Here is a 24,740-nt window from a genome sequence, read left to right on the forward strand (position 1 = left end):
CGAAGCGCAGGCGGCCTGAACGCCCCTTGGCAGTGTCCAGAAAAGCTTGACCACCACAGGTTTACGGCGTGTCCCGCAAACCCACCCGCGCCAACCCAAGCCAGACTGCAGTGACTTACCGCCGTTGCCGTTGCCGTTGCCGTTGCCGTTGCTACCGCAACCGCACAACCGACCAACGGTCGGTTGCTACCCGGCTCAGCCCTTGGACTGGAAGCTCACTTCCTCGTACGGCTGCACCACCACCCAGCCTTCGCCGGCGAACTTCATCTGCAGGGTCTCGCCCGACCCGCGGCCAACCAGCGTGCCCAGCGAAATGTCGGCCACGATCTCCGGCACCAGCGAACCGGACCAGGCCACCGTCGCGTTCGGGTCGGTGAACACCGGCCCGCCCTGGGCGGTCACCGGCAGCGTCATCGGCTCGTAGTGCGAGGTGATCGCCACGATCCCGCTGCCGCTGAGCTTGATGTTGAACAGCCCGCCGGACAGCATCCCGGCCACCTTCTTCATCATCGTGATCTTCGACTCGATACCCTGCTCGAAAGCCAGCACATCATTGCCGTTGACGAAGATCGACTCGCCCGCCAGCCGCAGCAGCGTGACCTGCTTGCCGGCATCGGCCAGGTAGACCCGGCCCTGGCCCTCGGCCTTCATCAGCTGCAGCCCCTCGCCGCTGACCATCTTCTTCAGCAGCGTACCCAGCCCCTGCTCGAGCAGGCCCTGGCGGGTGAACTTGACCCCACCCTTGCGCGCCACCATCGACCCGGCCTTGGCCCAGATCATCCCGTCGACGCGCACCTCGAGCATATGCAGGCTTTCCAGCTCGAACGCATCGGCACTGACATCCTTTTCCTGGGTAGTGGACAGGAATTCCTGGAGCGACTTCACGGCCATGGGTGCAGCTTCCTTGTTGAGAGAGCGCGCATGGTAGCGCCCGGCGCCGTTCCGCGCAGCCGTGGCCTGCCGCCATCGGCGCTCCCCAGCCACGCCCGACAGCGGCCCATTCCCCCATCGCCCGGCGGATGTGCTACCAAAGACCCTGACCGCGCCACCCCGTCACACCCGGCTGATCCACCCTGCGTGGCGCAAGGCGCCCGATCGCCGACGCAACGACCGTGTCGAACGCAAGCCCCTACACTCAAATCTGTGACGCACTCCATGTATTCTTGCCACAACACACCAATAGCCCCGCCATGCCTCCCGAGCTGACAGCCGCCCTGGCGCTCTGCCGCAACCTGCCCTCGCCGCCCGGTATCGCCCTGCGCATCATCGAACTGGCCCAGGACCCGGAAGCGGACATCACCACCGCCGCCGACATCATCGCCATCGACATGGCCTTGAGCGCGCGCATGCTGCGCATTGCCAATTCGCCGCTGTATGCCAGCCGCCGCCGGATCGAGAACCTCGGCCAGGCGCTGACCATGCTCGGCCTCAACGCCACCGTCAGCCTCGCGCTGGGCTTCACCGTCGCCCAGGACCTGACCGGCGCCGGTGCCGGCCAGGACCTGCGCGAACGCGCCTGGCGGCGCAGCATCCTCAGCGCCCTGGCCGCCAGCCTGCTCGGCCAGGCCCGCGGCCTGCGCAAGGCCGAAGAACTGATGCTGGCCGGCCTGCTGCAGGACATCGGCGTGCTGGTACTGGCCCAGTCGCAGCCCGAGCAGTACCTGCCGCTGCTGCGCCAGGCCCCGGACAACCAGGCGCTGGTGGCGCTGGAACGCGAGCACCTGCAGTGCAGCCATGCCGAGGTCGGCGCGTGGATGGCCGAACAGTGGGACCTGCCGCGCTACCTGGTGGATGCCATCGCCCGCAGCGAAACGCCGGCCCAGGCCGAAGACACCTTCCAGACCTGCGTGGCCCTGTCCGGCGCGGTGGCCGACATCTGGCTGGCGGCCGATGCCGATGCCGCGCGCGAACACGCCCTGCAGCAGGTCAATGAAGCCCTGCAGCTGGACAGCGCCCAGTTCGACCAGGTGCTGGCCCGCATCGGCGAAGCCCTGCCCGATATCAGCGCCCTGTTCGAGACCACCGTGCTCGCCCCGGCCCGCGTCCAGCAGCTGATCGACCACGCCCAGGAGCTGACCACCCTGCGCAACCTGCGCGAACTGCAGGATGCCGCCCTGGCCCGCCAGCGCGCCGACGAATTCGAAGCGCGCGCCAACCGCCTGGCCGAACAGGCCCACCGCGACGCCCTCACCGGCGTGCTCAACCGTCGCCAGCTCGAAGCGGTGCTGGAACAGGAATTCGTGCGCGCCACCCGCCACGGCTGGCCGCTGTCGGTGGCCTTCATCGACCTGGACGATTTCAAGAAGATCAACGACGCCCACGGCCACCTGATGGGCGATGAAGTGCTGCGCATGTTCGCCAGCAAGCTGCAGGAGCAGCTGCGCACCAGCGACACGGTGGCCCGCTTCGGCGGCGAGGAGTTCATCGCCCTGCTGCCCAACACCACCGAACCGGTGGCGCTGGAAGTGGTACGCCGGGTGCTGGCCAGCATCGTCGCCACCCCGATGGCCGAACTGGCCGAAGGCCCGCTGTTTGTGACCTTCTCGGCCGGCGTGGCCACCCAGGGCGGCTATGAACGTTTCGCCGATGTCCAGGACCTGCTCAAGGCCGCCGACGATGTGCTGTACCGCTCCAAGAACCTGGGCCGCAACCGGGTGATCGCCCGTTCGCCGGGAACTGCCCCGGCCTGAACGGCGGCCCCCGGCCGGTGCGCGTCGCCATGCCGCATCGCAGCAAAATAAAGCTGCCGTGCGGCCCGGCTTCCAGTAGAATTTGCGCGTTTTCCACGCATCCAGAGGTCACCATGTCCAATCTCGCCTATCGCCGCATTCTTCTGAAGGTTTCCGGGGAGGCGTTGATGGGAGACGAGGACTACGGCATCGACCCCAAGGTCATCAATCGCCTGGCGCGCGAAGTGATCGAAGCCCAGCAGGCCGGCGCGGAAGTGGCGCTGGTGATCGGCGGCGGCAACATCTTCCGCGGCGCCGGCCTGGCCGCCGGCGGCATGGACCGGGTCACCGGCGACCAGATGGGCATGCTGGCCACCGTGATCAACGCGCTGGCCATGCAGGACGCGCTGGAAAAGCTCGGCGCCAAGGCGCGGGTGATGAGCGCGATCAAGATCAACGACGTGTGCGAGGACTACATCCGCCGCCGCGCCATCCGGCACCTGGAAAAAGGCCGCCTGGTGATCTTCGCCGCCGGCGTCGGCAGCCCGTTCTTCACCACCGATTCGGGCGCGGCGCTGCGTGCGATCGAGATCGGCGCGGACCTGCTGCTGAAGGCCACCAAGGTCGACGGCGTGTACGACAAGGACCCGAACAAGTACAGCGACGCGGTGCGTTTCGACAGCCTGACCTATGACGAGGTGATCCGCCGCGGCCTGGAAGTGATGGACACCGCCGCCTTCGCCCTGGCCCGCGACAGCGACCTGCCGCTGCGCGTGTTCGACATGGGCCAGCCGGGCGAACTGCTGAAGATCCTGCACGGCGAGAACATCGGCACCCTGGTCCGCGGTCGCGACCAGGCTGCCTGAACCGAAGCTCATCCACGACCGCAGCAGCCACCACCGCTGATCGGGGGCACAGCCCCCTGAGTCAGGGGGCAACCGCGGAGCGGTGGGGGTTTGGGAGGGGGTGAAAGGGGCCCGCGGTTGCACCGCAACCGTGGGTGCGACAGCGCGAATGCGATGCCGCCGCCCCGTATTCGCCTATAATCGCCCGATTCCCAGTGACATCCAGGATTCGGGCGATGCTCAACGATATCAAGCAGGACGCGCAGACGCGCATGGCAAAGAGCATCGATGCTCTGAAGCACACCCTGACCTCCATCCGCACCGGCCGCGCCTCGCCGGCGCTGCTGGACCGGATCACGGTCAAGGCCTACGGCACCGACACCCCCCTGAACCAGGTCGCCTCGATCAGCGTGTCCGAGGGCCATTCGCTGGTCATCACCCTGTTCGACAAGGGCATGATCAAGGACGTCGAGAAGGCCATCTACGCCTCCGACCTCGGCCTGACCCCGAACGTGGCCGGTACCGTGATCCGCCTGAACCTGCCGCCGCCGACCGAAGAGCGCCGCAGGGAGCTGGGCAAGCAGGTGCAGAAGGAAGGCGAAGGCGCCAAGATCGCCATCCGCAACATCCGCCAGGACGCCAACAAGGCCATCGCCACCCTGCTCAAGGACAAGGCGATCAGCGAAGACGACAAGAAGCGCGGCGAAGACGACATCCAGAAGCTCACCGACAAGTCCATCAAGGACGTCGAGAGTGTGGTCGCCGAGAAGGAAAAGGAACTGATGGCGGTCTGAGCCCATGACCCAGGCCCCGACCACCGGTTCCACCGCGCCGATTCCGCGCCACGTCGCCATCATCATGGATGGCAACGGGCGTTGGGCGCAGAAACGTCGTCGCCCGCGCGTGATCGGCCATCGTGCCGGCGCGCGCGCGGTCAACCGCACCATCGATTTCTGCCTGGAACGCGGCGTCGCCGCGTTGACCCTGTTCGCCTTCTCCAGTGAAAACTGGGGGCGACCGAGCGAGGAAGTCGACGCGCTGATGAAGCTGTTCCTCAATGCGCTCGACCGCGAAGTGGACGAGCTGCACCGCCGTGGCGTGCGCGTGCGCTTCATCGGCGAGCGCGAGCGTTTCGGCGCCGGGCTGGTCAGCCGCATGCAGCTGGCCGAACAGCGCACCGCCGACAACCGCGCCATGACCCTGAACATCGCCGCCAGCTACGGCGGCCGCCAGGACATCGCCCGCGCCGCGCGCGACCTGGCCATCGAGGTCGCCGCCGGTCGCCTGCTCCCCGAGCAGATCGACGAGGCGATGCTCGGCAGCCGGGTCGCACTGGCCGACCTGCCGCCACCGGACCTGTTCATCCGTACCGGTGGCGACACCCGCATCAGCAACTTCCTGCTGTGGCAGCTGGCCTATACCGAACTGTGGTTCACCGACGTGCTGTGGCCCGAGTTCGATGCCGACGTCCTGCAGCAGGCGCTGGACGCCTATGCCGCCCGTGAACGCCGTTTCGGCCTGACCAGTGCCCAGATCGCCGCCTTGGCCACCGAGACCTCTTCCCCATGACCAAGACCCGAGTCATCGCCGCGCTGATCATGGCGCCGGTCGCCATCCTGGCGATCCTGCTGCTGCCCACCCAGTGGCTGGCCGCCGCCGCCGCCGCCGTGTTCCTGATCGGCCTGTGGGAATGGCTGAAGCTGGCCGACGTCGAGGACACCCTGGCCCGCACCGTGCTGCTGGTGCTGAACCTGGTACTGATGGTGCTGGTGGTGTGGGCCGACGCCGGCACCCTGGTGCTGTACCAGATCGCCGCCCTGGTCGGCATCGGCTGGTGGTTGCTGGCCCTGCTGTGGCTGCGCTTCTTCACCTTCGGCGCCAGCCCGAGCAGCCCGGCGCGCGCGCTCAAGCTGCTCGCCGGCACCCTGGCGATCGTGCCGGCCTGGGCCTCGCTGGTGCTGATCCATGCCAGCGGCGACAACGGCCACCTGTGGCTGCTGACCGCCCTGGCGGTGGTCTGGGCCGCCGATTCGGGCGCCTATTTCGCCGGCCGCACCTTCGGGCGGACCAAGCTGGCCCCGCGCATCAGCCCCAACAAGACCTGGGAAGGCCTCGGCGGCGGCATGCTGGCCGGCCTGCTGGTGGCGCTGGGCTTTGGCTGGATGGCCGGGGTCGACACCGCGCAACTCCCCGGCCTGGTGATCACCGCGGTGGTCACCGTGTTCGCCTCGGTGCTGGGCGACCTGTACGAGAGCCTGATCAAGCGCCATGCCGGTGCCAAGGATTCGGGCCACATCATCCCCGGCCACGGCGGCGTGCTCGATCGCATCGACGGCGTGCTTGCGGCCCTGCCGGTGTTCGCGCTGGGCAAGGAAATCTTCGGGTTCTGAGCCATGCATAGCCTTTCTGCTCCCCGCCAGGTGGCCGTGTTCGGCGCCACCGGCTCGGTCGGCGCCTCGGCGCTGGACGTGATCGCCCGCCACCCGGACCGTTACCGGGTCAGCGTGCTGGCCGCCGGCCGCCAGGTGCAGGCCCTGGTGGCGCTGTGCCTGGCCCATCGCCCCGCCCATGCGGTGATCGCCGACCCGGCGCTGTATGGCGCGCTGCGCGATGGCCTGCGCGAGGCCGGGCTGGACACCCAGCCGCATGCCGGCGCGGCGGCCCTGGACGAGCTGGCCGCCAGTGCCGCCTGCGACACCCTGGTGGCGGCGATCGTCGGCGCCGCCGGGCTGTCCTCGACCCTGGCCGCGGCCGCCGCCGGCAAGCGCATCCTGCTGGCCAACAAGGAATCACTGGTGCTGGCCGGCGAACTGCTGATGCGCCAGGCCAGCCTGGGCGGCGCCGAGATCATCCCGATCGACAGCGAGCACAGCGCGATCTTCCAGTGCCTGCGCTCGTGCGATGCCAGCTTCGACGGTGCCGGCGTGCGCCGGATCCTGCTCACCGCCTCCGGCGGCCCGTTCCGCGGGCGCAGTCGCGCGCAGCTGGAGCAGGTCACCCCGGCCCAGGCCGTGGCCCACCCCAAATGGTCGATGGGGCCGAAGATCTCGGTCGATTCGGCGACGTTGATGAACAAGGGCCTGGAAGTCATCGAAGCCCACCACCTGTTCGGCCTGCCCGGCGAACGCATCGAGGTGCTGGTCCACCCGCAGAGCCTGGTGCACTCGCTGGTCGAGTTCGTCGACGGTTCCACCCTGGCCCAGCTGGGCCTGCCGGACATGCGCACCACCCTGGCCGTTGGCCTGGGCTGGCCGCAGCGGATCGACGCCGGCGTGGCCGGGCTGGACCTGCTGGCCCAGGGCCGGCTGGATTTCGAGCCCCCCGACAGAGATGCGTTCCCGTGCTTGGGCCTGGCCTGGCAGGCGATGGCCGCCGGCGGCACCGCCCCGGCCATCCTCAACGCCGCCAATGAAGTGGCCGTTTCAGCCTTTCTTCAGGGACAGATCGCTTTCCTTGCCATTCCGGCGCTGGTGGCTAACGCTCTGTCAACACTGTCGGTGGACTCCGCCGATACACTGGAGGTCCTGCTGACTGCCGATCAGCGCGCCCGCCAGCTCACCCAAGACGCCATCGACCACGCCTGAATGCCCCACGCCCTTTCCTACCGCACCGCCCCCCATGGCTGATTTCTTCGGTTCCGTGTGGTGGATGATCGTCAGCCTCGGCCTGTTGGTGACCTTCCACGAGTTCGGCCATTACTGGGTGGCGCGCCGCTGCGGGATCAAGGTGCTGCGCTTCTCGGTCGGCTTCGGCCGCCCGCTGTGGATGCGCCGCAACCGTGCCGGCACCGAATTTGCGATCGCCGCCATTCCGCTGGGCGGTTACGTGAAGATGCTCGACGAGCGCGAGGTCGACGTGCCGGCCGCCGAGCGCCACCTGGCGTTCAACCACAAGACCGTCTGGCAGCGCATCGCCGTGGTCGCCGCCGGCCCGGCCGCCAACCTGTTGCTGTGCATCGCGCTGCTGTGGGCGATGTTCGTGCTGGGCAAACAGGATTACTCGGCCACCATCGGCCGCACTACCGGCATGGCCCAGGCCGCCGGGCTGCAGGCCGGCGACCGCGTGCTGGCCGTGGACGGGCGCCGGGTGGCCACCGCCGCCGAGGCCAGCATGGCGCTGACCACCGCGGCGATGGACGGCCACGACGCCCGTCTGGACGTGCTCGACAGCCTCGACCAGGCCCGCACCCGTTCCCTGCCGCTGTCGCAGCTGCCGGCCGGCTTCGATGAACGCCGGGTCGCCCCGCTGGCCGGCCTGGCCTGGCAGTTCTGGCTGCAGCCGGCCGAAGTGGACACGATCCAGCCCGGTGCGGCCGCCCAGGGCGTGCTGCTGCCCGGCGACCTGATCGTGGCCGTGGACGGCCAGCGCATCGATGGCGCCGACCAGGTCGCCACCCAGGTCCAGGCCCTGGGCCAGCGCGGCGGGCCGGGCATGATCGAGGTTTTGCGCGCCGGCGAGCGCCTGGCGCTGGAGATCACCCCCCGCCAGGGCCGCGATGGCCGCGGCCAGCCGACCTGGCAGATCGGGGTGGGCTTCCCCGAGCAGCATGCGCCGGCCTACGATACCCAGCTCAAGTTCGGCCCGCTGGCGGCGATCCCGGCCGCGCTGGGCGAAACGGCCCGGATGGCGGGCGATTCGCTGGGCATGATGCGCCGCATCGTGACCGGCAATGCCTCGCTGCAGAACATTTCCGGCCCGGTCACCATCGCCAGGGTGGCCAATATCTCGGCCAAGCGCGGCCTGGACTGGTTCCTGTATTTCCTGGCCCTGCTGTCGCTGAGCCTGTGCATCATCAACCTGTTGCCCATCCCCATCTTGGACGGCGGGCACCTGCTGTATTACCTTATCGAGTTGGTCAAGGGCAGCCCGCTGAGCGAGCGTGCCATGGCTGCCGGGCAGTACGTGGGCCTGGCGCTGCTGGCCGGGCTGATGGGATTGGCGTTCTACAACGACATCCTCGGCCTGGTCCCGCGATGAACTTTTTCCCTTTTGTCGTCGTCATACACGCCGGCATCCCGCTCAAATGCAATCGACTCCAACCGGACGTGACATGACGCGACTCCCCAATCGCCGCCTGCTGGCCCTCGCACTCGCCGCCGGTTTCGGCGCGCCCGCCCTGGCGCAGGCAGCCGAGCCCTTCACCGTCAGCGACATCCGCGTGGATGGTCTGCAGCGCATCACCTCCGGTACCGTGTTCACCTACCTGCCGGTGGAACGTGGCGACACCCTGACCGACAACAAGGTCGGCGAGAGCATCCGCGCCCTGTACAAGACCGGGTTCTTCGAGGACGTGCAGCTGGACCGCCAGGGCAACATCCTGGTGGTCACGGTCAAGGAGCGCCCGGCGATCAACAAGTTGACCGTCACCGGCAACAAGGACATCAAGAGCGACCAGCTGCTCAAGGGCCTGAGTGACATCGGCCTGACCGAGGGCGGCACCTTCGACCGCCTGAGCCTGGACCGGGTCACCCAGGAACTGCGCCGCCAGTACAACGACCGTGGCAAATACAACGTCGAGATCACCCCGACCGTGAGCCCGCTGGACCGCAACCGGGTGGACATCGCCATTGCGATCAAGGAAGGCAAGGCCGCCAAGATCCAGCACGTGAACCTGGTGGGCACCGAGAAGTTCGCCTCCGAGGATATCCTGGAAACCTGGGAATCCAAGGAACACAACTGGGCCTCGTGGTACCGCCGCGATGACCAGTACTCCAAGGAAAAGCTGTCCGGCGACCTGGAAAAGCTCAACGCCTGGTACCTGGACCGTGGCTATGTCGACTTCAGCATCGATTCCACCCAGGTCTCGATCAGCCCGGACAAGCGCGATATGTTCCTCACCGCCGGCGTGACCGAGGGTGAGCAGTACAAGATTTCCGAGATCAAGGTCACCGGCGACACCATCCTGCCGCAGGCCGATGTCGAGCGCATGGTGATCCAGAAGTCCGGCGATACCTTCTCGCGTGCGCTGCTGGAATTCAGCTCGGACGCGATCACCAATTCGCTGTCCAACATCGGCTACGCCTTCGCCAAGGTCAACCCGATCCCGACCAGCAACCGCGCCGACCGCACCGTGGCGATCAACATGCAGGTCGTGCCGGGCCCGCGCGTGCAGGTGCGCCGCATCACCTTCCGCGGCAATACCCGCACCTCCGACGAAGTGTTGCGCCGTGAAATGCGCCAGTTCGAGAACAGCTGGTACTCGCAGGCAGCGATCGACCGTTCCAAGATCCGCCTGCAGCGCCTGGGCTATTTCGAGTCGGTCGACGTGGAAACCCCGGCGGTCAGCGGCAGCAACGACCAGGTCGACGTGGTCTACAACGTCAAGGAAACCACCTCGGGCAGCTTCGTGTTCGGCCTGGGCTATTCGCAGTCCTACGGCATGACCACCTCGGTGCAGCTGTCGCAGAACAACTTCCTCGGCGGCGGCAACCGCGTGTCGGTCGAAGCTTCGCGCAGCAGCTACCTGCAGCGTTACGGCTTCTCCTACACCAACCCCTACTTCACCGATGACGGCGTCTCGCTGGGCTACAACCTGTCCTGGCGCGAACTGGACTACTCCGACTTCAACACCGCCCAGTACAACAGCACCAACGGTGCCGCGCAGGTGGTGTTCGGCGTGCCGATCACCGAGAACGACACCGTCTCGCTGATGGTGGGCATCGACAGCAACCAGATCACCACCTACCCGGGCTCCACCCCGCAGGCGATCATCAACTACATCGACGCGGTTGGTCAGCGCACCTTCCATTCCTGGCGCACCGAGCTGGGCTGGGCGCGCGATACCCGCAACGACTACTTCATGCCCACCCGCGGCACCTACCAGCGCGTGGGCCTGGAAACCACCCTGCCCGGTTCGACGGTGGAGTACTACAAGCTCAACTACCAGATCTCCAAGTACTGGCCGATCATCCCGCAGCTGGTCATCAACACCCGTGCCGAAATCGGCTACGGCGACAGCTACGGCAATGACTTCAGCCGCGTGATCACCAACGCCGACGGCACCACCCGCACCGTGACCGCCTCGGGCCTGCCGTTCTTCGAGAACTTCTACGCCGGCGGCACCAACTCGGTGCGCGGCTTCGAGGACAACACCCTCGGCCCGCGCTCGGAAGCCACCGCCAGCTACTACCGCGGCCAGCCGCTGGGTGGTTCGCTGAAGACCGTCGGTTCGGTCGAAGCCTACTTCCCGCGCCTGTTCGACAGCCCGTCGGCCCGCGTCTCGGCGTTCTTCGACGTCGGCAACGTGTACACCGGCATCGACAACTTCAAGGCCAACGAACTGCGCGCCTCGGCCGGTGTCGCCCTGCTGTGGCGCGCCCCGGTGGGCCCGATCTCGATCAGCTATGCCTTCCCGCTGAAGAAGGAAGATGGCGATGAGATCGAGCGCCTGCAATTTACGTTTGGTGGTCAGTTCTGACGAACTGCTTCGCAGTTCGTCCGCGCATTCCACCTCATCCCCGCGCCTTCGGCGCGCCCCCTTCAACAGAAGGGGGCTCTCCACCAGACGCGGTACGCACTCGCCGGGCCTTGCCCGGCGTTTTCGTTTGAGGCACCCGGTAGTGCCGGCCGCTGGCCGGCTCCAGGCCACGCCTGGCACCGGTGCCGACCAACGGTCGGCACCTACCGCGGCGTGGGCTCGCGTTTACTTGAGGAGCCGGCCAGCGGCCGGCACTACCTGTCCGCGCTCGCGACCAACTCTGCCGGGTCATGGCGGGCAGCCCCCCACCCCGCATGACCGAACCTGCGCCACACGGTAAACTTCCGCCGTGAATACTCCTACCTACACCGCCCAGCAACTCGCCGAGCAGTTTGGCCTGCAGGTCCATGGCGATGGCGGCACCGCCATCCATGGCGTGGCCACCCTTGCCCATGCCGGCCCCGGCCAGCTCACCTTCCTGGCTAACCCGCGCTACCGTGCCCAGCTCACCGACAGCCAGGCCGGCATCGTGGTGCTGCGCGCCGAGGACGCCGATGCCGCGCCCGGCACCGCGTTGATCGCCAAGGATCCCTACACCACCTTTGCCAAGATCGGTGCCCTGTTCGACATCGCCCCGGCCCGACCGCCCGGCATCCACCCCAGTGCCGTCATCGATCCCAGCGCCCAGGTCGCCGCCAGCGCCCATATCGGTCCGTTCGTCAGCATCGGCGCCGGCAGTGTCATCGGCGAGAGCTGCATCATCGGCGCCGGCAGCATCATCGGCGAGAACTGCAGCCTCGATGCCGGCTGCGAACTGATCGCCCGGGTCACCCTGGTCACCCGGGTCACGCTCGGCAAGCGCGTGCGCATCCATCCCGGTGCGGTGCTCGGCGCCGACGGCTTCGGCCTGGCCATGGATGCCGGCAAGTGGATCAAGGTGCCCCAGCTGGGCGGCGTGCGCATCGGCGACGACTGCGAAATCGGCGCCAATACCTGCGTCGACCGCGGCGCGCTGGAAGACACCGTGCTCGCCGAGGACGTGCGCCTGGACAACCTGGTGCAGATCGCCCACAACGTCCAGATCGGCGCCCATTCGGCCATCGCCGGCTGCACCGGCATCGCCGGCAGCGCCAAGATCGGCCGCTACTGCTTGCTGGGCGGTCATGTCGGCGTGGTCGGCCACTTGGAAATCTGCGACAAGGTCGTGATCACCGGCAAATCGGTGGTGCGCAACTCCATCCACGAGCCGGGTGAATATTCCTCCGGCACCCCATTGACCGACAACCGCACGTGGCGCAAGAACGCCGCGCGCTTCAAGCAGCTGGACGCGCTCGCACGCCGCGTCCTGGCCGCTGGCAAGGAGAAAGAATGAACGACACGCTGCAGCTCCCGATCGATATCTGCCAGATCCAGGAGTTGATCCCCCACCGCTATCCGTTCCTGCTGGTCGACCGCGTCGTCGAACTGGACGTGGCCACCAAGCAGATCGTGTGCCAGAAGAACGTCAGCTACAACGAACCGTACTTCCAGGGCCATTTCCCCGGCCGCCCGATCATGCCCGGCGTGCTGATCATCGAAGCCCTGGCGCAGGCCGGCGGGGTGATGACCCAGCTCACCCTCGGCCGCGATGCGCAGTCCAAGCTGTTCTACATGGTCAAGGTGGAAAACGCCCGCTTCAACAAGCAGGTGGTTCCCGGCGACGTGCTGATGCTGCACGTGCAGATGAAGCGCCTGATCCGAAACATGGGCTGGTACTACGGCGAAGCCAAGGTCAACGGCGAAGTGGTGGCCAGCGCGGAAGTCATGTGCGCCGGCGCCAAGGGTTGAGCCACCACGGAGGCAGCAATGACTGACAACACACCCCGCATCCATCCCAGCGCCGTGGTCGATCCGGCCGCACGCCTGGCCGACGACGTCCAGGTCGGCGCCTTCACCCTGATCGGCGCCGACGTGGAGATCGGGGCCGGCACCGTGGTCGGTCCGCACTGCTCGATCCATGGCCCGACCCGGATCGGCCGCAACAACCGCATCATCGGCCACGCCGCGATCGGCGGCGAGCCGCAGGACAAGAAGTACCAGGGCGAGCGCACCGCGCTGGTGATCGGCGATGACAACGTGTTCCGCGAGTTCGTCACCATCAACCGCGGCACTGCCGGTGGCGGTGGCATCACCACCGTCGGCAACGGCAACTGGATGCTGGCCTACACCCATGTCGCGCACGACTGCCACGTCGGCGACCACTGCGTGTTCTCCAACAACACCACCCTGGCCGGCCACGTCAGCGTCGGCGACTACGTGATCATCAGCGGCTTCGCCGGTGCGCACCAGTTCTGCCGGATCGGCGCGCACGCCTTCCTCGGCATGGGCGCATTGACCAATGGCGATGTCCCGCCGTTCACCATGGTCGGCAGCGATTCGCTGGGGCGCCCGCGCGGCATCAACAGCGAAGGACTCAAGCGCCGCGGTTTCGACGCCGAACGCATCGCCAACATCAAGCGCGCCTACCGCACGCTGTACGTGGCCGGGCTGCCGCTGGCCGAAGCCAAGCTGCAGCTGGCCGAACAGGCCGCGCACAGTGCCGACGTCAAGGACCTGCTGGACTTCATCGAGCACGCCGAAAGGCCGTTGCTGCGATGACTTCCACAGGCGGGCAGCGCGCAACCGGCAGCAGCGCCGAGATCATCCAGCTCGCGGCGGTCGCCACCGCCGTCGGGCAGGTGGCCCCGGCCTCCGACCGGCCGGTGCGGATCGCCCTGGTCGCCGGTGAAGCCTCCGGCGACCTGCTCGGGGCCGGCCTGGTGCGCGAGCTGAAGGCACGCTTCCCGCATGCCGAGTTCGCCGGCATCGGCGGCGATGCGATGCGCAGCGCCGGCTGCCAGACCTGGTTCGACGCCAGCGAACTGGCGGTGATGGGCCTGACCGAAATCCTGCGCCACCTGCCGCGGCTGCTGAAGCTGCGCGGCCAGTTCCGTACGCGGGCGCTGGAATGGCAGCCGGATGTATTCATCGGCATCGACGCCCCCGATTTCAACCTGGGCGTGGAACGCTGGCTGAAACAGCGCGGCGTCACCACGGTGCACTACGTCAGCCCGTCGGTCTGGGCCTGGCGCGAGAAGCGCGCCGAGAAGATCGGCGCCAGCGCCGACCTGGTGCTGTGCCTGTTCCCGATGGAGCCGCCGATCTACGCCAGGCACGGCATCGATGCGCGCTTTGTCGGCCACCCGATGGCCGACGATATTCCGCTGCACAGCGACCGCGAGCAGGCGCGGGTGGCGCTGGGACTGCCGTCCAACGCCAAGGTGCTGGCGGTGCTGCCGGGCAGCCGGCTGGGCGAGATCGGCAAGCTGGGCGAGGCCTTCTTCGAGGCCGCCTGGCAGGTCTCCGAGCGCATTCCGGGCCTGCACGTGGTGGTTCCGGCCGCCAACCCGGCCTGCCGCCGGCTGATCGGCGAGCAGCTGTCGCGTTCGGCGCTGCCGGTGGCCTATTCGCACCTGCTCGATGGCGATGCCCGCAACGCGATGATCGCCGCCGACGTGGTGGTGCTGGCCTCGGGCACGGCCACGCTGGAAACCATGCTGGTCAAGCGGCCGATGGTGGTGGGCTACCGGGTGGCCGAACTGACCTACCGCATCGTCAAGGCGCTGGGGCTGATCAAGGTGGACCGTTTCGCGCTGCCCAACATCCTGGCCGGCAAGGACCTGGCGCCGGAGCTGATCCAGCACGACTGCATCCCCGACAAGCTGGCTGCGGCGATCCTGCAATGGTTCGACCATCCGCAGCGCGTGGCCGACCTGCAGGGCACCTACCAGCAGTTGCACCTGCAGCTGCGCCAGGATGCATCGGCACGCGCGGCCGATGCGGTGGCCGAGCTGCTGGCGCGCCGCAATCGCGGCGCCGAACCGGCATGAGCCGGCGCCACGCCGCGGCGGCCTCGCTGGCGCTGTTCGACGGCACGGCGCTGGCCACGGTGGCGCCACGCTACGTGGCCGGCGTGGATGAGGCCGGCCGCGGTCCGCTGGCCGGGCCGGTGGCGGTGGCGGCGGTGGTGTTCGACCCGGACCGACCGCGCCTGAACGGGCTGGACGACTCCAAGCAGCTGACCGCGCTGCGCCGCGACCAGTTGTACGACCGCATCCTGGAGCGGGCGCTGGCCTTCCATGTGGTGATGGTGGAGGTGGGCGAGATCGACACGCTCAACATCTACCAGGCCACGATGCTGGGCATGCGCCGTGCGGTGGAGGGCGTGGCGCACGTGGCGCAGTTCGCGCGCATCGACGGCAACGTGGTGCCCAAGGGCCTGCCCTGCCCAGCGCAGGCGCTGGTCGGCGGCGACGGGCTGGACCGGGCGATCATGGCCGCCTCGATCCTGGCCAAGGTCACCCGCGACCGTTTCATGCTGGCGCTGCACGCCCAGCACCCCGAGTACGGCTTCGACCAGCACAAGGGCTACGGCACCCCGTCCCACCTGGCCGCATTACGCACGCACGGCCCCTGCCCGCAGCACCGACGCAGTTTCGCCCCGGTTCGGGCGAGTGAGCTGGCTGTTTCTGGTTGAGTTTTTTTGCGTTGGTTTTTTTGTTTTTTAAAGCCAAAGCCAAAGCCAAAGCCAAAGCCAAAGCCAAGGCCAATGCGGCGCATCTGTGCTCGCCCCTGGATCGGGTAGCGGGTATGGGGTTGCAGGACACGCCGTAAATACGTCCTTGTAGGCTTGGCGAAAACATCCATGTTTTCGACAGTCCTGCAACCCCATACCCGCCACCCTCCGACAGTGTGCTGGTGCGCAAAGGACGTCAAAATCAGGTTCCTGTTCTCGCTGGGCTGACAGCCATTGAGATGTTGGATGTAGCTGCCGAGCATGCTCGGCACTCCTCCTCCCCTCTCCCCCGCAGCGGCCACAACTCCTCCAACATTCGACAACTTCGCCGGCCAGCTGTTGCCGTTGCTTGCCCATGGGCGCCAGCCAACTGTGCGAGGGGTGGCGGGGACAGGGGGGCGGGACTGTCGAAAACATGGATGTTTTCGCCAAGCCTACACGGACGTATTCACGGCGTGTCCCGCCCCCCTGTCCCCGTCACCCCTACCCCGGCACCATCGGCCTACGCTCTTGCCAGCTGTAACTGTAGCCATCTACCCCCAAACCACCCCACCAACCTGAACCCCACCGCCCACACCGCCGCCCCCACCCGACCTGTCAAGCCTTGTTCGGTCAGGCCCGCGCCGCTACCCTGACCGGGCATCATATTGGCCCGGCATGTCCACTTCCCGTTTCGTACATCTCCACGTCCACACCGAGTTTTCGCTGGCGGATTCGACCATCCGTGTCCCGGCGAAGCCGGATCAGGCCGACCCGAAAAAGGCCAAGCAGGCCAACCTGCTCAGCCGCGCGGTTGAACTGAAGCTGCCCGCGCTGGCAGTGACCGACCTGAACAACCTGTTCGCCCTGGTCAAGTTCTACAAGGCCGCCGAAACCGTCGGCATCAAGCCCATCGCCGGCGCCGACATCATGATCGCCGAAGAGGGCATGACCCCCTGGCGCATGACCCTGCTGTGCCGCGACCGCGAGGGCTACCTCAGCCTGTCGCGCCTGCTTACCCGCGCCTGGATGGAAGGCCACCGCCCCGAAGGCGGCGTCGCCGTCCATCCGGACTGGCTCAAGGCCGGCTGCCACAACCTGTTTGCCCTGGCCGGGCGCGACAGCCTGGCCGGGCGCCTGGCCGGCGAAGGCCGCCACGACCTGGCCGAACAGCAGCTTGCCGACTGGCAGCGCGTGTTTGGCGATGGCCTGCACCTGGAACTGACCCGCACCGGCCGCGACGGCGAAGAAGCCTTCAACCAGTTCGCCCTGCTCGCCGCCGGCCAACGCGGCCTGCCGGTGGTCGCCAGCAACGATGTGCGCTTCCTGCAGCCGGAAGACTTCAACGCGCACGAAGCGCGCGTGTGCATCTCCTCCGGCCGCGTCCTGGACGACCCCAAGCGCCCGCGCGAGTACAGCGACCAGCAGTACCTCAAGTCCGCCGAAGACATGTGCGCGTTGTTCGCCGACATCCCCGACGCGATCGACAACACCATCGCGCTGGCCGAACGCTGCAACATCGAAATGCGCCTGGGCACCTACTTCCTGCCCAACTACCCGGTGCCTGCGGAGGAAACCCTCGACAGCTGGATCTGCAGCGAATCGCGCAAGGGCCTGGAAGCGCGCCTGGAAAAGAACCCGCTGGCCGAAGGCAAGACCCGCGAGGATTATTTCGAACGCCTCGAATTCGAACTGGCCACCATCATCAAGATGGGTTTCCCCGGCTACTTCCTGATCGTGGCCGACTTCATCCAGTGGGGAAAAAGCCAGGGCATCCCGATCGGCCCCGGCCGCGGTTCCGGCGCCGGCTCGCTGGTGGCCTGGGCGCTGCAGATCACCGACCTGGACCCGATCCCGTACAACCTGCTGTTCGAGCGGTTCCTCAACCCCGAACGCGTGTCGATGCCCGACTTCGACATCGACTTCTGCATGGACCGCCGCGACGAAGTCATCGACTACGTCGCGCGCAAGTACGGCCGCGACCGGGTCAGCCAGATCATCACCTACGGCACCATGGCCGCCAAGGCGGTGGTGCGCGACTCCGGGCGCGTGCTCGGCTTCCCGTACGGCCTGGTCGACGGCGTCTCCAAGCTGATCCCCAACATCCTGGGCATCTCGCTCAAGGACGCCATGGGCGAAGGCAAGGATGCGGAAATGGCTTCGCCGGAGCTGATCCAGCGTTACCAGAACGAAGACGACGTCCGCGACCTGATCGACCTGGCCCGCCAGCTCGAAGACCTCACCCGCAACGCCGGCAAGCATGCCGGCGGCGTGGTGATCGCGCCCGAACCGCTGGCCGAATTCTGCCCGCTGTTCGCCGAACACGACGAAGGCGGCCGCGGCCGCAACCCGGTCACCCAGTTCGACAAGAACGACGTCGAAGAAATCGGCCTGGTCAAGTTCGACTTCCTCGGCCTGCGCACGCTGACCATCATCGACTGGGCGGTCAAGGCGATCAACAAGCGCCACGCGCGCGCCGGCATCCCGCCGGTGGACATCACCGCGCTGCCGCTGGACGACGTGGCCACCTACAAGGACATCTTCGCCAACGGCAATACCGGCGCGGTGTTCCAGTTCGAATCCTCGGGCATGCGCCGCCTGCTCAAAGACGCGCGCCCTGACCGCTTCGAAGACCTGATCGCGCTGGTGTCGCTGTACCGACCCGGCCCGATGGACCTGATTCCGTCCTTCAACGCGCGAAAGCACGGCCAGGAAGAAATCATCTATCCCGATCCGCGCACCGAAGCGATCCTGAAAGACACCTACGGCATCATGGTGTACCAGGAGCAGGTGATGCAGATGGCGCAGATCGTCGGCGGCTACTCGCTGGGCGGCGCCGATCTGCTGCGCCGCGCGATGGGCAAGAAGGTGCCGGCCGAAATGGCCAAGCACCGCGAAATCTTCCGCGAAGGCGCGGCCAAGGACGGGGTCGGCGAGGCCAAGGCCGATGCGATCTTCGACCTGATGGAGAAGTTCGCCGGCTACGGCTTCAACAAGTCCCACGCCGCCGCCTACGCGCTGGTCAGCTACCAGACCGCCTGGCTCAAACGCCACTACCCGGCCGAGTTCATGGCCGCCACGCTGTCGTCTGACATGGACAACACCGACAAGGTGGTCGGCTTCCTGGCCGAGGTGCGCAACCTTGGTCTGACCGTGCAGCCGCCGCGGGTCAACGAATCGGCGTACATGTTCGAAGCCTCCAGCGCCGATACCATCGTGTATGGCCTGGGCGCGATCAAGGGCGTCGGCCAGGGCGCATGCGAAGCGATCGTGGACGAACGCCTGCGCGGCGGCCGCTACGAATCGCTGCTGGATTTCTGCATGCGCGCCGAGTCGGGCAAGCTCAACCGGCGCACGCTCGAAGCGATGATCAACTGTGGGGCGATGGACGGGCTGGGCAAGAACCGCGCCTCGCTGATGCTGCAGCTGCCCGAAGTGCTCAAGGCCACCGACCAGATCACCCGCGAGAAGGCCGCCGGGCAGAACTCGCTGTTCGGCGCGCCCGACCCGGTCAGCACCGCGCTGCAGCTGGACCTGCCCGAAGCCAAGGAATGGGGCCTGGGCCAGCTGCTCGACGGCGAGCGCGAAACCCTGGGCTTCTACCTCAGCGGCCATCCGTTCGATCCCTATGCCGAGGACGTCAAGGAACTGGTCGGCACCGACCTGGGCATGCTGGAACGGTTGATTCCGCCGGCGCGCCCGGGCAAGGACGGCGAGAAGCGCGCCTGGCGCCAGGAAACCCCGGTGATCCTGGCCGGGCTGGTGGTCGGCGTGCGCCGCAAGGGCGAAAGCCAGGTGTTCATGCAGCTGGAAGACAGCAAGGGCCGGGTCGAATGCAGCGCCTTCACCGATGGCCTGGCCGAGTTCGGCCACCTGATGACCAAGGACCGCATCCTGATCGTCAAGGGCGGCCTGCGCGAAGACGAGTTCAACGGCGGCTATGCGCTGCGCATCCGCCAGTGCTGGGACTACAACGAAGTCTGCGCCAACTACGCCACCCGCCTGTCGCTGCGCCTGGACCTGCGCCAGGGCGGCAGTGAAGCGGTGTGGTCGCGCATCAACGCGCTGCTGGACCGCCATCGCCCCGGCCGCACGCCGCTGCGGCTTGACCTGCTGCTGGGCTCCGAGCACGGGCCGGTGGCCGGCATGCTCGACGTGGCCGGCGACACCGCCGTGCGCGTGGACAGCCAGCTGGTCGACGACCTGCGCGCCGACCCCGCCGTACGCACGCTGAAGGTGCGCTACAGCCCGCCGTGGTCGAACTGACCGCCTTCCTCCGCTACACAGGTAATTGTTTTGATCAAGCGTTTGACCGTGCTGCTGTTGGCAGCCGTAGCCGTCACCGGCTGTTCCAGCCCCGCCCAGACCTTCGAGATCGACAACCCCACCGACGCACCGCTGATCGTGCGCGTGGACGGCAACGAACTGCCGATCGCCGCGCACGCCTCGCGCCCGGTCAAGCTGCAGCCCGGTGAACACCACCTGCGCACCCCGGCGCTGGGCGATGTGCGTTTCATCGTCTACGCACGTGGCAAGGGCGGCCTGATCAACCCGACCCTGGGCGAGTACGTGATCGCCAGCGAGATCTACGTCACCGGCCAGGACCAGCTCCAGCATTTCGGCACGCCCAGGCACCGCATCGACCTCGGCGGGGTAAGCTTCGAGGGCCCCTACCGCAAGACCCACGCCCTGTTCATCGACCGGGCCTGGACCTTCGGCGTGCGCGAGCCCTTCCCCGACCAGCAGACCGTAGCCCACGTCGACGACAGCGGCGGCCGGATCGACAGCAAGATCTTCACCGCCCCCGATTTCATCGACTACCTGGAAAGCAGCACCGGCCAGCGCGGCGCCTACCGCCGCCAGCAGCCGGCCGGCTACCAGGCCCCGGTCCACGCGCTGCAGGCGGCCCCGGCCGGCCTGCCGGCGCTGGACCCGGCCTTCGAGGCGCATGCCGGCCCGCTGCGCCAGCTGTATGCGCGCTACCTGCGCGCCACCACCGCCGATGCCCAGCTGCAGCTGCAGCAGGAGGATTTCCAGGCGCAGATGGCCTTCACCGCCGCCACCGCCGCGCTAGGCGCCAGCCTGCCGGCGGCGGCCAACGAGGGCTACAACGTGTTCGTGCACACCCACGCCAAGCTGATGGGCAGCGCCGCCCTGGTCGTGCCCTGAGCCGACTGGCGCGCCTGGCCCCGCTGCGCTACCGTCGACTTCCAGACGACAGCGTACGGGGCTTTTCGGCGCATTCGGCTACACTTTCCCCCTTCTCTTCACGACGGTTTCCGATGAATCCGAACTACCTCGACTTCGAGCAACCCATCGCTGATCTGGAGGCCAAGATCCAGGAACTGCGCAGCGCCAGCGCCGGTCCGGCGGTCAATGTCGAGGCCGAGGTGCGTACCCTGCAGGACAAGCTGCGCGTGCGTACCGCGCAGATCTTCCGCAACCTGTCCTCCTGGCAGGTGCTGCAGCTGGCCCGCCACCCCTCGCGCCCGTACACCGCCGACTACATCCGCATCTTCTGCGATGAGTTCCAGGAACTGGCCGGCGACCGCGCCTTTGCCGACGACAAGGCGATCATCGGCGGCCTGGCCCGCATCGGCGGCCGCCCGGTGATGCTGATCGGGCACCAGAAGGGCCGCGACACCAAGGAAAAGATCAAGCGCAACTTCGGCATGCCCAAGCCGGAGGGCTACCGCAAGGCGCTGCGCCTGATGAAGATGGCCGAGCGTTTCGGCCTGCCGGTGCTGACCCTGATCGACACCGCCGGCGCCTGGCCGGGCATCGATGCCGAATCGCGCGGCCAGTCCGAGGCGATCGCACGCAACCTGATGGAAATGGCCGAACTGAAGGTGCCGGTGATCTGCACCGTGATCGGTGAAGGCGGCTCCGGCGGCGCGCTGGCGCTGGGCGTGGGCGACCGCACCGTGATGCTGGAATACAGCGTGTACTCCACCATCAGCCCGGAAGGCTGCGCCTCGATCCTGTGGAAGGATGCCGGCAAGGCCAAGGACGCGGCCGAACAGCTGGGCCTGACCGCCCCGCGCCTGAAGGGCCTGGGCCTGGTCGACAAGGTGGTGCGCGAGCCCACCGGCGGCGCGCACCGCAACCCGGTGCAGATGGCCAAGCGCCTCAAGGCGGTACTGCTCAACGAGCTGGACGCACTGGAAAAGCTGTCCACCGACGAGCTGCTGCAGAAGCGTTACCAGCGCCTGCGCAGCTACGGCGCGTACGAAGCGGCCTGATCGGGGCACGATGGGAGCGCGGTAGTGCCGGCCGCTGGCCGGCTCCCGATAACGCCGGATTCACCGGGTAATGCCGGCCGCTGGCCGGCTCCCGATAACGCCGGATTCACCGCGTAATGCCGGCCGCTGGCCGGCTCCCGATAACGCCGGATTCACCGGGTAATGCCGGCCGCTGGCCGGCTCCCGGCAATGCCGGATTCATCGCGGTAGTGCCGGCCGCTGGCCGGCTCCTCTTTCAACCCGGATCACCACGAGCCGGCCAGCGGCCGGCACTACCCGGTGAACCGCTCAGAACGGCTTGGCCAGCACCAGCCACACCACCCCGATGAACAGCACCAGCGGCAGTTCGTTGAACCAGCGCAGCACGCGCGAGGACGGCAGCTGCCGGCCGCGTACGCTGCCCTTCAACAAGCGCCCGGTCCAGCTGTAATACACCAGCAGCGCCACCACCAGGCCCAGCTTGGCATGCAGCCAGCCAGCCGCGCCGGACGCGACCATGGTCGGGAACTCGGGGATGACCTTGTAGCCCAGCCACAGCACCAGGCCCAGGATCAGCGCGAAGCCGAACATCATGTGGCCGAACTTGTACAGGCGCAGGCCCATCAGCTGCAGCCGCTCGCTCACCGGCAGCTGGCCGGCGGTCTCGCTGAGGTTGACCAGGATCCGCGGCAGGTAGAACACCGCCGCCATCCATGCCACCACGAACAGCAGGTGGAAGGTTTTTACCCAGTAGTAGGACTGCATGTGCTTGCTCCGGCGGCTGGCGTGGATGTCGTTCATTCTGGCCGATCCGCCCGCACAACGCATGCGCGACGGTTTGACGCAGTACGATGGCGGCCGCTTTCCCACCTGCCCGGCGCCACCCATGACCAAGACCTACGACCAGGCCTATTTCCAGCGCTGGTACCAGCCCGACCAGACCGGCGGCGCGGCGCGCCTGGCGCGCAAAGTCGCGCTGGCCGTGGCCAGCGCCGAGTACTACCTGGAGCGGCCGATCCGCAGCGTGCTCGACATCGGCTGCGGCGAAGCCGCCTGGCGCGCGCCGCTGCTCAAGCTGCGCCCGCGCGTGCAGTACCTCGGCTTTGACAGCAGCGACTACGCCGTGCACCGCTATGGCCGCAGCCGCAACCTGCACCCGGCCCGGGTCGGCGACTTCGCCTGGCTGCGCCCGTGCGCGCCGGTGGACCTGCTGGTGTGTTCGGATGTGATGCACTACGTGCCCAGCCGCGAGCTGCGGCCGGCGCTGGAGGGCTTTGCCGAACTCACCGCCGGGGTGGCCTTTCTGGAAGCCTTCGCGACCGAGGACGACTTCGATGGCGACCACGAGGGCTTCCAGCCGCGTCCGGCGCGCTGGTACCGCAACCAGCTCAAGGCGGTCGGCTTCACCGCGCTGGGCTCACATTGCTGGCTGGCCCCGGCCCTGGCCGGCCAGGCGGCCGCGCTGGAACGCGCCGACCGCTGATTCTCACCCGGGATGAGACGCCACCCGGCTTAACGCGCCCCGCCCCGGGGTGCGCTATGCTGCGCGGCAACATAAGACCATACATATTCGGACGCCATGCTCTATCAGCTGCATGAGTTGACCCGCAACCTGCTCGCCCCGTGGGTGCACCAGGCCCAGGCCAACGCGAAGTTCTTCGCCAATCAAGGCCACTGGTGGTCGCAGATGCCCGGCGCGGACCGTCTGTCGGCGGTGAACGAGCTGTTCCATCGCATCGGCAAGGATTACGAGAAGCCCGAGTGGGGCATCAACGAAATCGACGTCGATGGCGAACGCGTGCCGATCGTGGTCCACGAAGAAATCAGCAAGCCGTTCTGCAAGCTGCTGCGCTTCAAGCGCCACAGCAACGAAGCCGAACAGCTGCACACCATGCTCAACCAGCCGTTCGTGCTGGTGGTGGCGCCGTTGTCGGGCCATCACGCCACCCTGCTGCGCGATACCGTGCGCACCCTGCTGCGCGACCATCGCGTGTACGTCACCGACTGGGTGGACGCGCGCATGGTGCCCGGCAGCGAGGGCGAGTTCGGGCTGGACGATTACATCGACTACGTGCAGGAGTTCATCGGCCACCTCGGTGCCGAGAAGCTGCACGTGGTGAGCGTGTGCCAGCCGACCGTGCCGGTGCTGGCCGCCGTCTCGCTGATGGCCAGCCGCGGTGAAACCACGCCGCGCACGCTGGTGATGATGGGCGGCCCGATCGATGCGCGCTGCAGCCCCACCGCGGTCAACAACCTGGCCACGCAGAACCCGTTGTCGTGGTTCGAGAACAACCTCATCCACACCGTCCCGGCCACCTACCCCGGTGCCGGCCGGCGCGTCTACCCCGGCTTCCTGCAGCATGCCGGCTTCCTGTCGATGAACCCCAGCCGGCATTTCAGCTCGCACTGGGATTTCTATGCCGACCTGGTCAAGGGCGACATGGAAGACGCCGACGCGCACCGGCAGTTCTACGATGAATACAACGCGGTGCTGGACATGCCGGCCAAGTACTACCTGGACACCATCGAGGTGGTGTTCCAGCAGTTCCTGCTGCCGCGCGGGGAATGGTATGTGCGCGGCGAGCGGGTCGACCCCGGCGCGATCACCGGCACCGCCCTGCTGAGCATCGAAGGCGAGCTGGACGATATCGCCGGGCTGGGCCAGACCGAAGCGGCGCAGCAGCTGTGCACCGGGATCCCGGCCGAACACCGCGAGCACTTCATCGTCGAGGGCGCCGGCCACTACGGCATCTTCAGCGGCCGCCGCTGGCGCGAAACGGTGTACCCGAAGGTGCGTGATTTCTTCGCCGCCCATGCGCAGAGCACGGCGGCCAAACCGAAGAAAGCGGCCAAGATCGCCAGCAACGTCACCCCATTGCGCCGCAAGGCGGGGTAACGCCATCGCATGCGCTGTCGCCCCCTGACTCAGGGGGCACAGCTCGGCCCGGTTGTCGGTAGTGCCGGCCGCTGGCCGGCTCCTCGCGATGCAGGACGAAGGAGGAGCCGGCCAGCGGC

At 67.5% G+C, this 24,740-nt stretch carries 20 protein-coding genes; 18 read left to right on the plus strand and 2 right to left on the minus strand.

Features of this window, described 5'->3' with window-relative positions; all coding sequences use genetic code 11:
• Nucleotides 1–195: 195 nt before the first annotated feature.
• Nucleotides 196–891 (minus strand): AIM24 family protein, encoded by a 696-nt coding sequence (locus IC535_RS18030; RefSeq protein WP_228887653.1) that lies wholly within the window; start codon nt 889–891, stop codon nt 196–198.
• A gap of 299 nt (nt 892–1,190) precedes the next feature.
• On the opposite strand from IC535_RS18030, the gene IC535_RS18035 reads away from it, so the two are divergent.
• From IC535_RS18035 to IC535_RS18110, 16 genes are all read left to right on the plus strand, one after another.
• Complete coding sequence (locus IC535_RS18035; protein WP_228887652.1) at nt 1,191–2,690, plus strand: GGDEF domain-containing protein; 1,500 nt, start codon at nt 1,191–1,193, stop codon at nt 2,688–2,690.
• 113 nt (nt 2,691–2,803) lie between these two features.
• Nucleotides 2,804–3,535, plus strand: coding sequence for a UMP kinase (gene pyrH, locus IC535_RS18040; protein ID WP_228887651.1), 732 nt, complete (start codon nt 2,804–2,806; stop codon nt 3,533–3,535).
• Between the two features lie 215 nt (nt 3,536–3,750).
• Nucleotides 3,751–4,308 carry a ribosome recycling factor gene (gene frr / locus IC535_RS18045; RefSeq protein ID WP_228887650.1) on the plus strand — a complete coding sequence of 186 codons (558 nt, stop codon included), beginning with the start codon at nt 3,751–3,753 and terminating at the stop codon, nt 4,306–4,308.
• 4 nt (nt 4,309–4,312) lie between these two features.
• Complete coding sequence (gene uppS, locus IC535_RS18050) at nt 4,313–5,083, plus strand: polyprenyl diphosphate synthase (protein ID WP_228887649.1); 771 nt, start codon at nt 4,313–4,315, stop codon at nt 5,081–5,083.
• On the plus strand, nt 5,080–5,904 hold the full coding sequence (locus tag IC535_RS18055) for a phosphatidate cytidylyltransferase (RefSeq protein WP_228887648.1): 825 nt from the start codon (nt 5,080–5,082) through the stop codon (nt 5,902–5,904). The genes uppS and IC535_RS18055 overlap by 4 nt, the downstream gene beginning before the upstream one ends.
• Nucleotides 5,905–5,907: 3 nt before the next feature.
• On the plus strand, nt 5,908–7,098 hold the full coding sequence (gene dxr / locus IC535_RS18060) for a 1-deoxy-D-xylulose-5-phosphate reductoisomerase (RefSeq protein WP_228887647.1): 1,191 nt from the start codon (nt 5,908–5,910) through the stop codon (nt 7,096–7,098).
• Nucleotides 7,099–7,132: 34 nt separating this feature from the next.
• Nucleotides 7,133–8,491 (plus strand): RIP metalloprotease RseP, encoded by a 1,359-nt coding sequence (gene rseP, locus IC535_RS18065; RefSeq protein ID WP_228887646.1) that lies wholly within the window; start codon nt 7,133–7,135, stop codon nt 8,489–8,491.
• 73 nt (nt 8,492–8,564) lie between these two features.
• Nucleotides 8,565–10,931, plus strand: a complete 2,367-nt coding sequence (gene bamA / locus IC535_RS18070; RefSeq protein WP_228887645.1) for an outer membrane protein assembly factor BamA — start codon at nt 8,565–8,567, stop codon at nt 10,929–10,931.
• A 349-nt stretch (nt 10,932–11,280) separates the two neighbouring features.
• Nucleotides 11,281–12,303 (plus strand): UDP-3-O-(3-hydroxymyristoyl)glucosamine N-acyltransferase, encoded by a 1,023-nt coding sequence (gene lpxD / locus IC535_RS18075; RefSeq protein WP_228887644.1) that lies wholly within the window; start codon nt 11,281–11,283, stop codon nt 12,301–12,303.
• Nucleotides 12,300–12,758 (plus strand): 3-hydroxyacyl-ACP dehydratase FabZ, encoded by a 459-nt coding sequence (fabZ, locus tag IC535_RS18080; RefSeq protein ID WP_228887643.1) that lies wholly within the window; start codon nt 12,300–12,302, stop codon nt 12,756–12,758. Before lpxD ends, fabZ begins: the two co-directional genes overlap by 4 nt.
• Before the next feature lie 18 nt (nt 12,759–12,776).
• Nucleotides 12,777–13,568, plus strand: coding sequence for an acyl-ACP--UDP-N-acetylglucosamine O-acyltransferase (gene lpxA, locus IC535_RS18085; protein ID WP_228887642.1), 792 nt, complete (start codon nt 12,777–12,779; stop codon nt 13,566–13,568).
• Nucleotides 13,565–14,839 (plus strand): lipid-A-disaccharide synthase, encoded by a 1,275-nt coding sequence (gene lpxB / locus IC535_RS18090; protein ID WP_228887641.1) that lies wholly within the window; start codon nt 13,565–13,567, stop codon nt 14,837–14,839. The genes lpxA and lpxB overlap by 4 nt, the downstream gene beginning before the upstream one ends.
• A complete protein-coding gene (locus IC535_RS18095; RefSeq protein WP_228887640.1) occupies nt 14,836–15,486 on the plus strand; it encodes a ribonuclease HII in 651 nt (216 codons plus the stop codon). Before lpxB ends, IC535_RS18095 begins: the two co-directional genes overlap by 4 nt.
• A 696-nt stretch (nt 15,487–16,182) precedes the next feature.
• Nucleotides 16,183–19,770: a DNA polymerase III subunit alpha gene (gene dnaE / locus IC535_RS18100; RefSeq protein ID WP_228887639.1), complete on the plus strand. Its 3,588-nt coding sequence runs from the start codon at nt 16,183–16,185 to the stop codon at nt 19,768–19,770.
• A 33-nt stretch (nt 19,771–19,803) separates the two neighbouring features.
• On the plus strand, nt 19,804–20,673 hold the full coding sequence (locus IC535_RS18105) for a lipoprotein (protein WP_429000418.1): 870 nt from the start codon (nt 19,804–19,806) through the stop codon (nt 20,671–20,673).
• A gap of 113 nt (nt 20,674–20,786) precedes the next feature.
• Nucleotides 20,787–21,746, plus strand: a complete 960-nt coding sequence (locus tag IC535_RS18110) for an acetyl-CoA carboxylase carboxyltransferase subunit alpha (protein WP_228887637.1) — start codon at nt 20,787–20,789, stop codon at nt 21,744–21,746.
• Nucleotides 21,747–22,034: 288 nt separating this feature from the next.
• Here IC535_RS18110 and IC535_RS18115 read toward each other — a convergent pair whose 3' ends face one another.
• Nucleotides 22,035–22,490 (minus strand): CopD family protein, encoded by a 456-nt coding sequence (locus IC535_RS18115; protein ID WP_228887654.1) that lies wholly within the window; start codon nt 22,488–22,490, stop codon nt 22,035–22,037.
• 121 nt (nt 22,491–22,611) lie between these two features.
• On the opposite strand from IC535_RS18115, the gene IC535_RS18120 reads away from it, so the two are divergent.
• Nucleotides 22,612–23,208, plus strand: coding sequence for a class I SAM-dependent DNA methyltransferase (locus IC535_RS18120; RefSeq protein WP_228887636.1), 597 nt, complete (start codon nt 22,612–22,614; stop codon nt 23,206–23,208).
• A 96-nt stretch (nt 23,209–23,304) separates the two neighbouring features.
• Nucleotides 23,305–24,621: a polyhydroxyalkanoate depolymerase gene (locus IC535_RS18125; protein ID WP_228887635.1), complete on the plus strand. Its 1,317-nt coding sequence runs from the start codon at nt 23,305–23,307 to the stop codon at nt 24,619–24,621.
• Nucleotides 24,622–24,740 lie beyond the last annotated feature (119 nt).

This window comes from Stenotrophomonas rhizophila, from assembly GCF_020857975.1.
GTDB classification, from domain to species: Bacteria; Pseudomonadota; Gammaproteobacteria; order Xanthomonadales; family Xanthomonadaceae; genus Stenotrophomonas; species Stenotrophomonas rhizophila_C.

What these genes read in the sequence shown, in the direction of transcription:
- IC535_RS18055 (WP_228887648.1), top strand. Translation starts at nt 5,080, where the DNA reads ATGACCAAGACCCGAGTCATCGCCGCGCTGATCATGGCGCCGGTCGCC.
- uppS (WP_228887649.1), top strand. Translation starts at nt 4,313, where the DNA reads ATGACCCAGGCCCCGACCACCGGTTCCACCGCGCCGATTCCGCGCCAC.
- fabZ (WP_228887643.1), top strand. Translation starts at nt 12,300, where the DNA reads ATGAACGACACGCTGCAGCTCCCGATCGATATCTGCCAGATCCAGGAG.
- dxr (WP_228887647.1), top strand. Translation starts at nt 5,908, where the DNA reads ATGCATAGCCTTTCTGCTCCCCGCCAGGTGGCCGTGTTCGGCGCCACC.
- dnaE (WP_228887639.1), top strand. Translation starts at nt 16,183, where the DNA reads ATGTCCACTTCCCGTTTCGTACATCTCCACGTCCACACCGAGTTTTCG.
- IC535_RS18035 (WP_228887652.1), top strand. Translation starts at nt 1,191, where the DNA reads ATGCCTCCCGAGCTGACAGCCGCCCTGGCGCTCTGCCGCAACCTGCCC.
- IC535_RS18030 (WP_228887653.1), bottom strand. Translation starts at nt 891, where the DNA reads ATGGCCGTGAAGTCGCTCCAGGAATTCCTGTCCACTACCCAGGAAAAG.
- IC535_RS18110 (WP_228887637.1), top strand. Translation starts at nt 20,787, where the DNA reads ATGAATCCGAACTACCTCGACTTCGAGCAACCCATCGCTGATCTGGAG.
- frr (WP_228887650.1), top strand. Translation starts at nt 3,751, where the DNA reads ATGCTCAACGATATCAAGCAGGACGCGCAGACGCGCATGGCAAAGAGC.
- pyrH (WP_228887651.1), top strand. Translation starts at nt 2,804, where the DNA reads ATGTCCAATCTCGCCTATCGCCGCATTCTTCTGAAGGTTTCCGGGGAG.
- lpxB (WP_228887641.1), top strand. Translation starts at nt 13,565, where the DNA reads ATGACTTCCACAGGCGGGCAGCGCGCAACCGGCAGCAGCGCCGAGATC.
- IC535_RS18095 (WP_228887640.1), top strand. Translation starts at nt 14,836, where the DNA reads ATGAGCCGGCGCCACGCCGCGGCGGCCTCGCTGGCGCTGTTCGACGGC.
- lpxA (WP_228887642.1), top strand. Translation starts at nt 12,777, where the DNA reads ATGACTGACAACACACCCCGCATCCATCCCAGCGCCGTGGTCGATCCG.
- IC535_RS18125 (WP_228887635.1), top strand. Translation starts at nt 23,305, where the DNA reads ATGCTCTATCAGCTGCATGAGTTGACCCGCAACCTGCTCGCCCCGTGG.
- bamA (WP_228887645.1), top strand. Translation starts at nt 8,565, where the DNA reads ATGACGCGACTCCCCAATCGCCGCCTGCTGGCCCTCGCACTCGCCGCC.
- rseP (WP_228887646.1), top strand. Translation starts at nt 7,133, where the DNA reads ATGGCTGATTTCTTCGGTTCCGTGTGGTGGATGATCGTCAGCCTCGGC.
- IC535_RS18115 (WP_228887654.1), bottom strand. Translation starts at nt 22,490, where the DNA reads ATGCAGTCCTACTACTGGGTAAAAACCTTCCACCTGCTGTTCGTGGTG.
- IC535_RS18120 (WP_228887636.1), top strand. Translation starts at nt 22,612, where the DNA reads ATGACCAAGACCTACGACCAGGCCTATTTCCAGCGCTGGTACCAGCCC.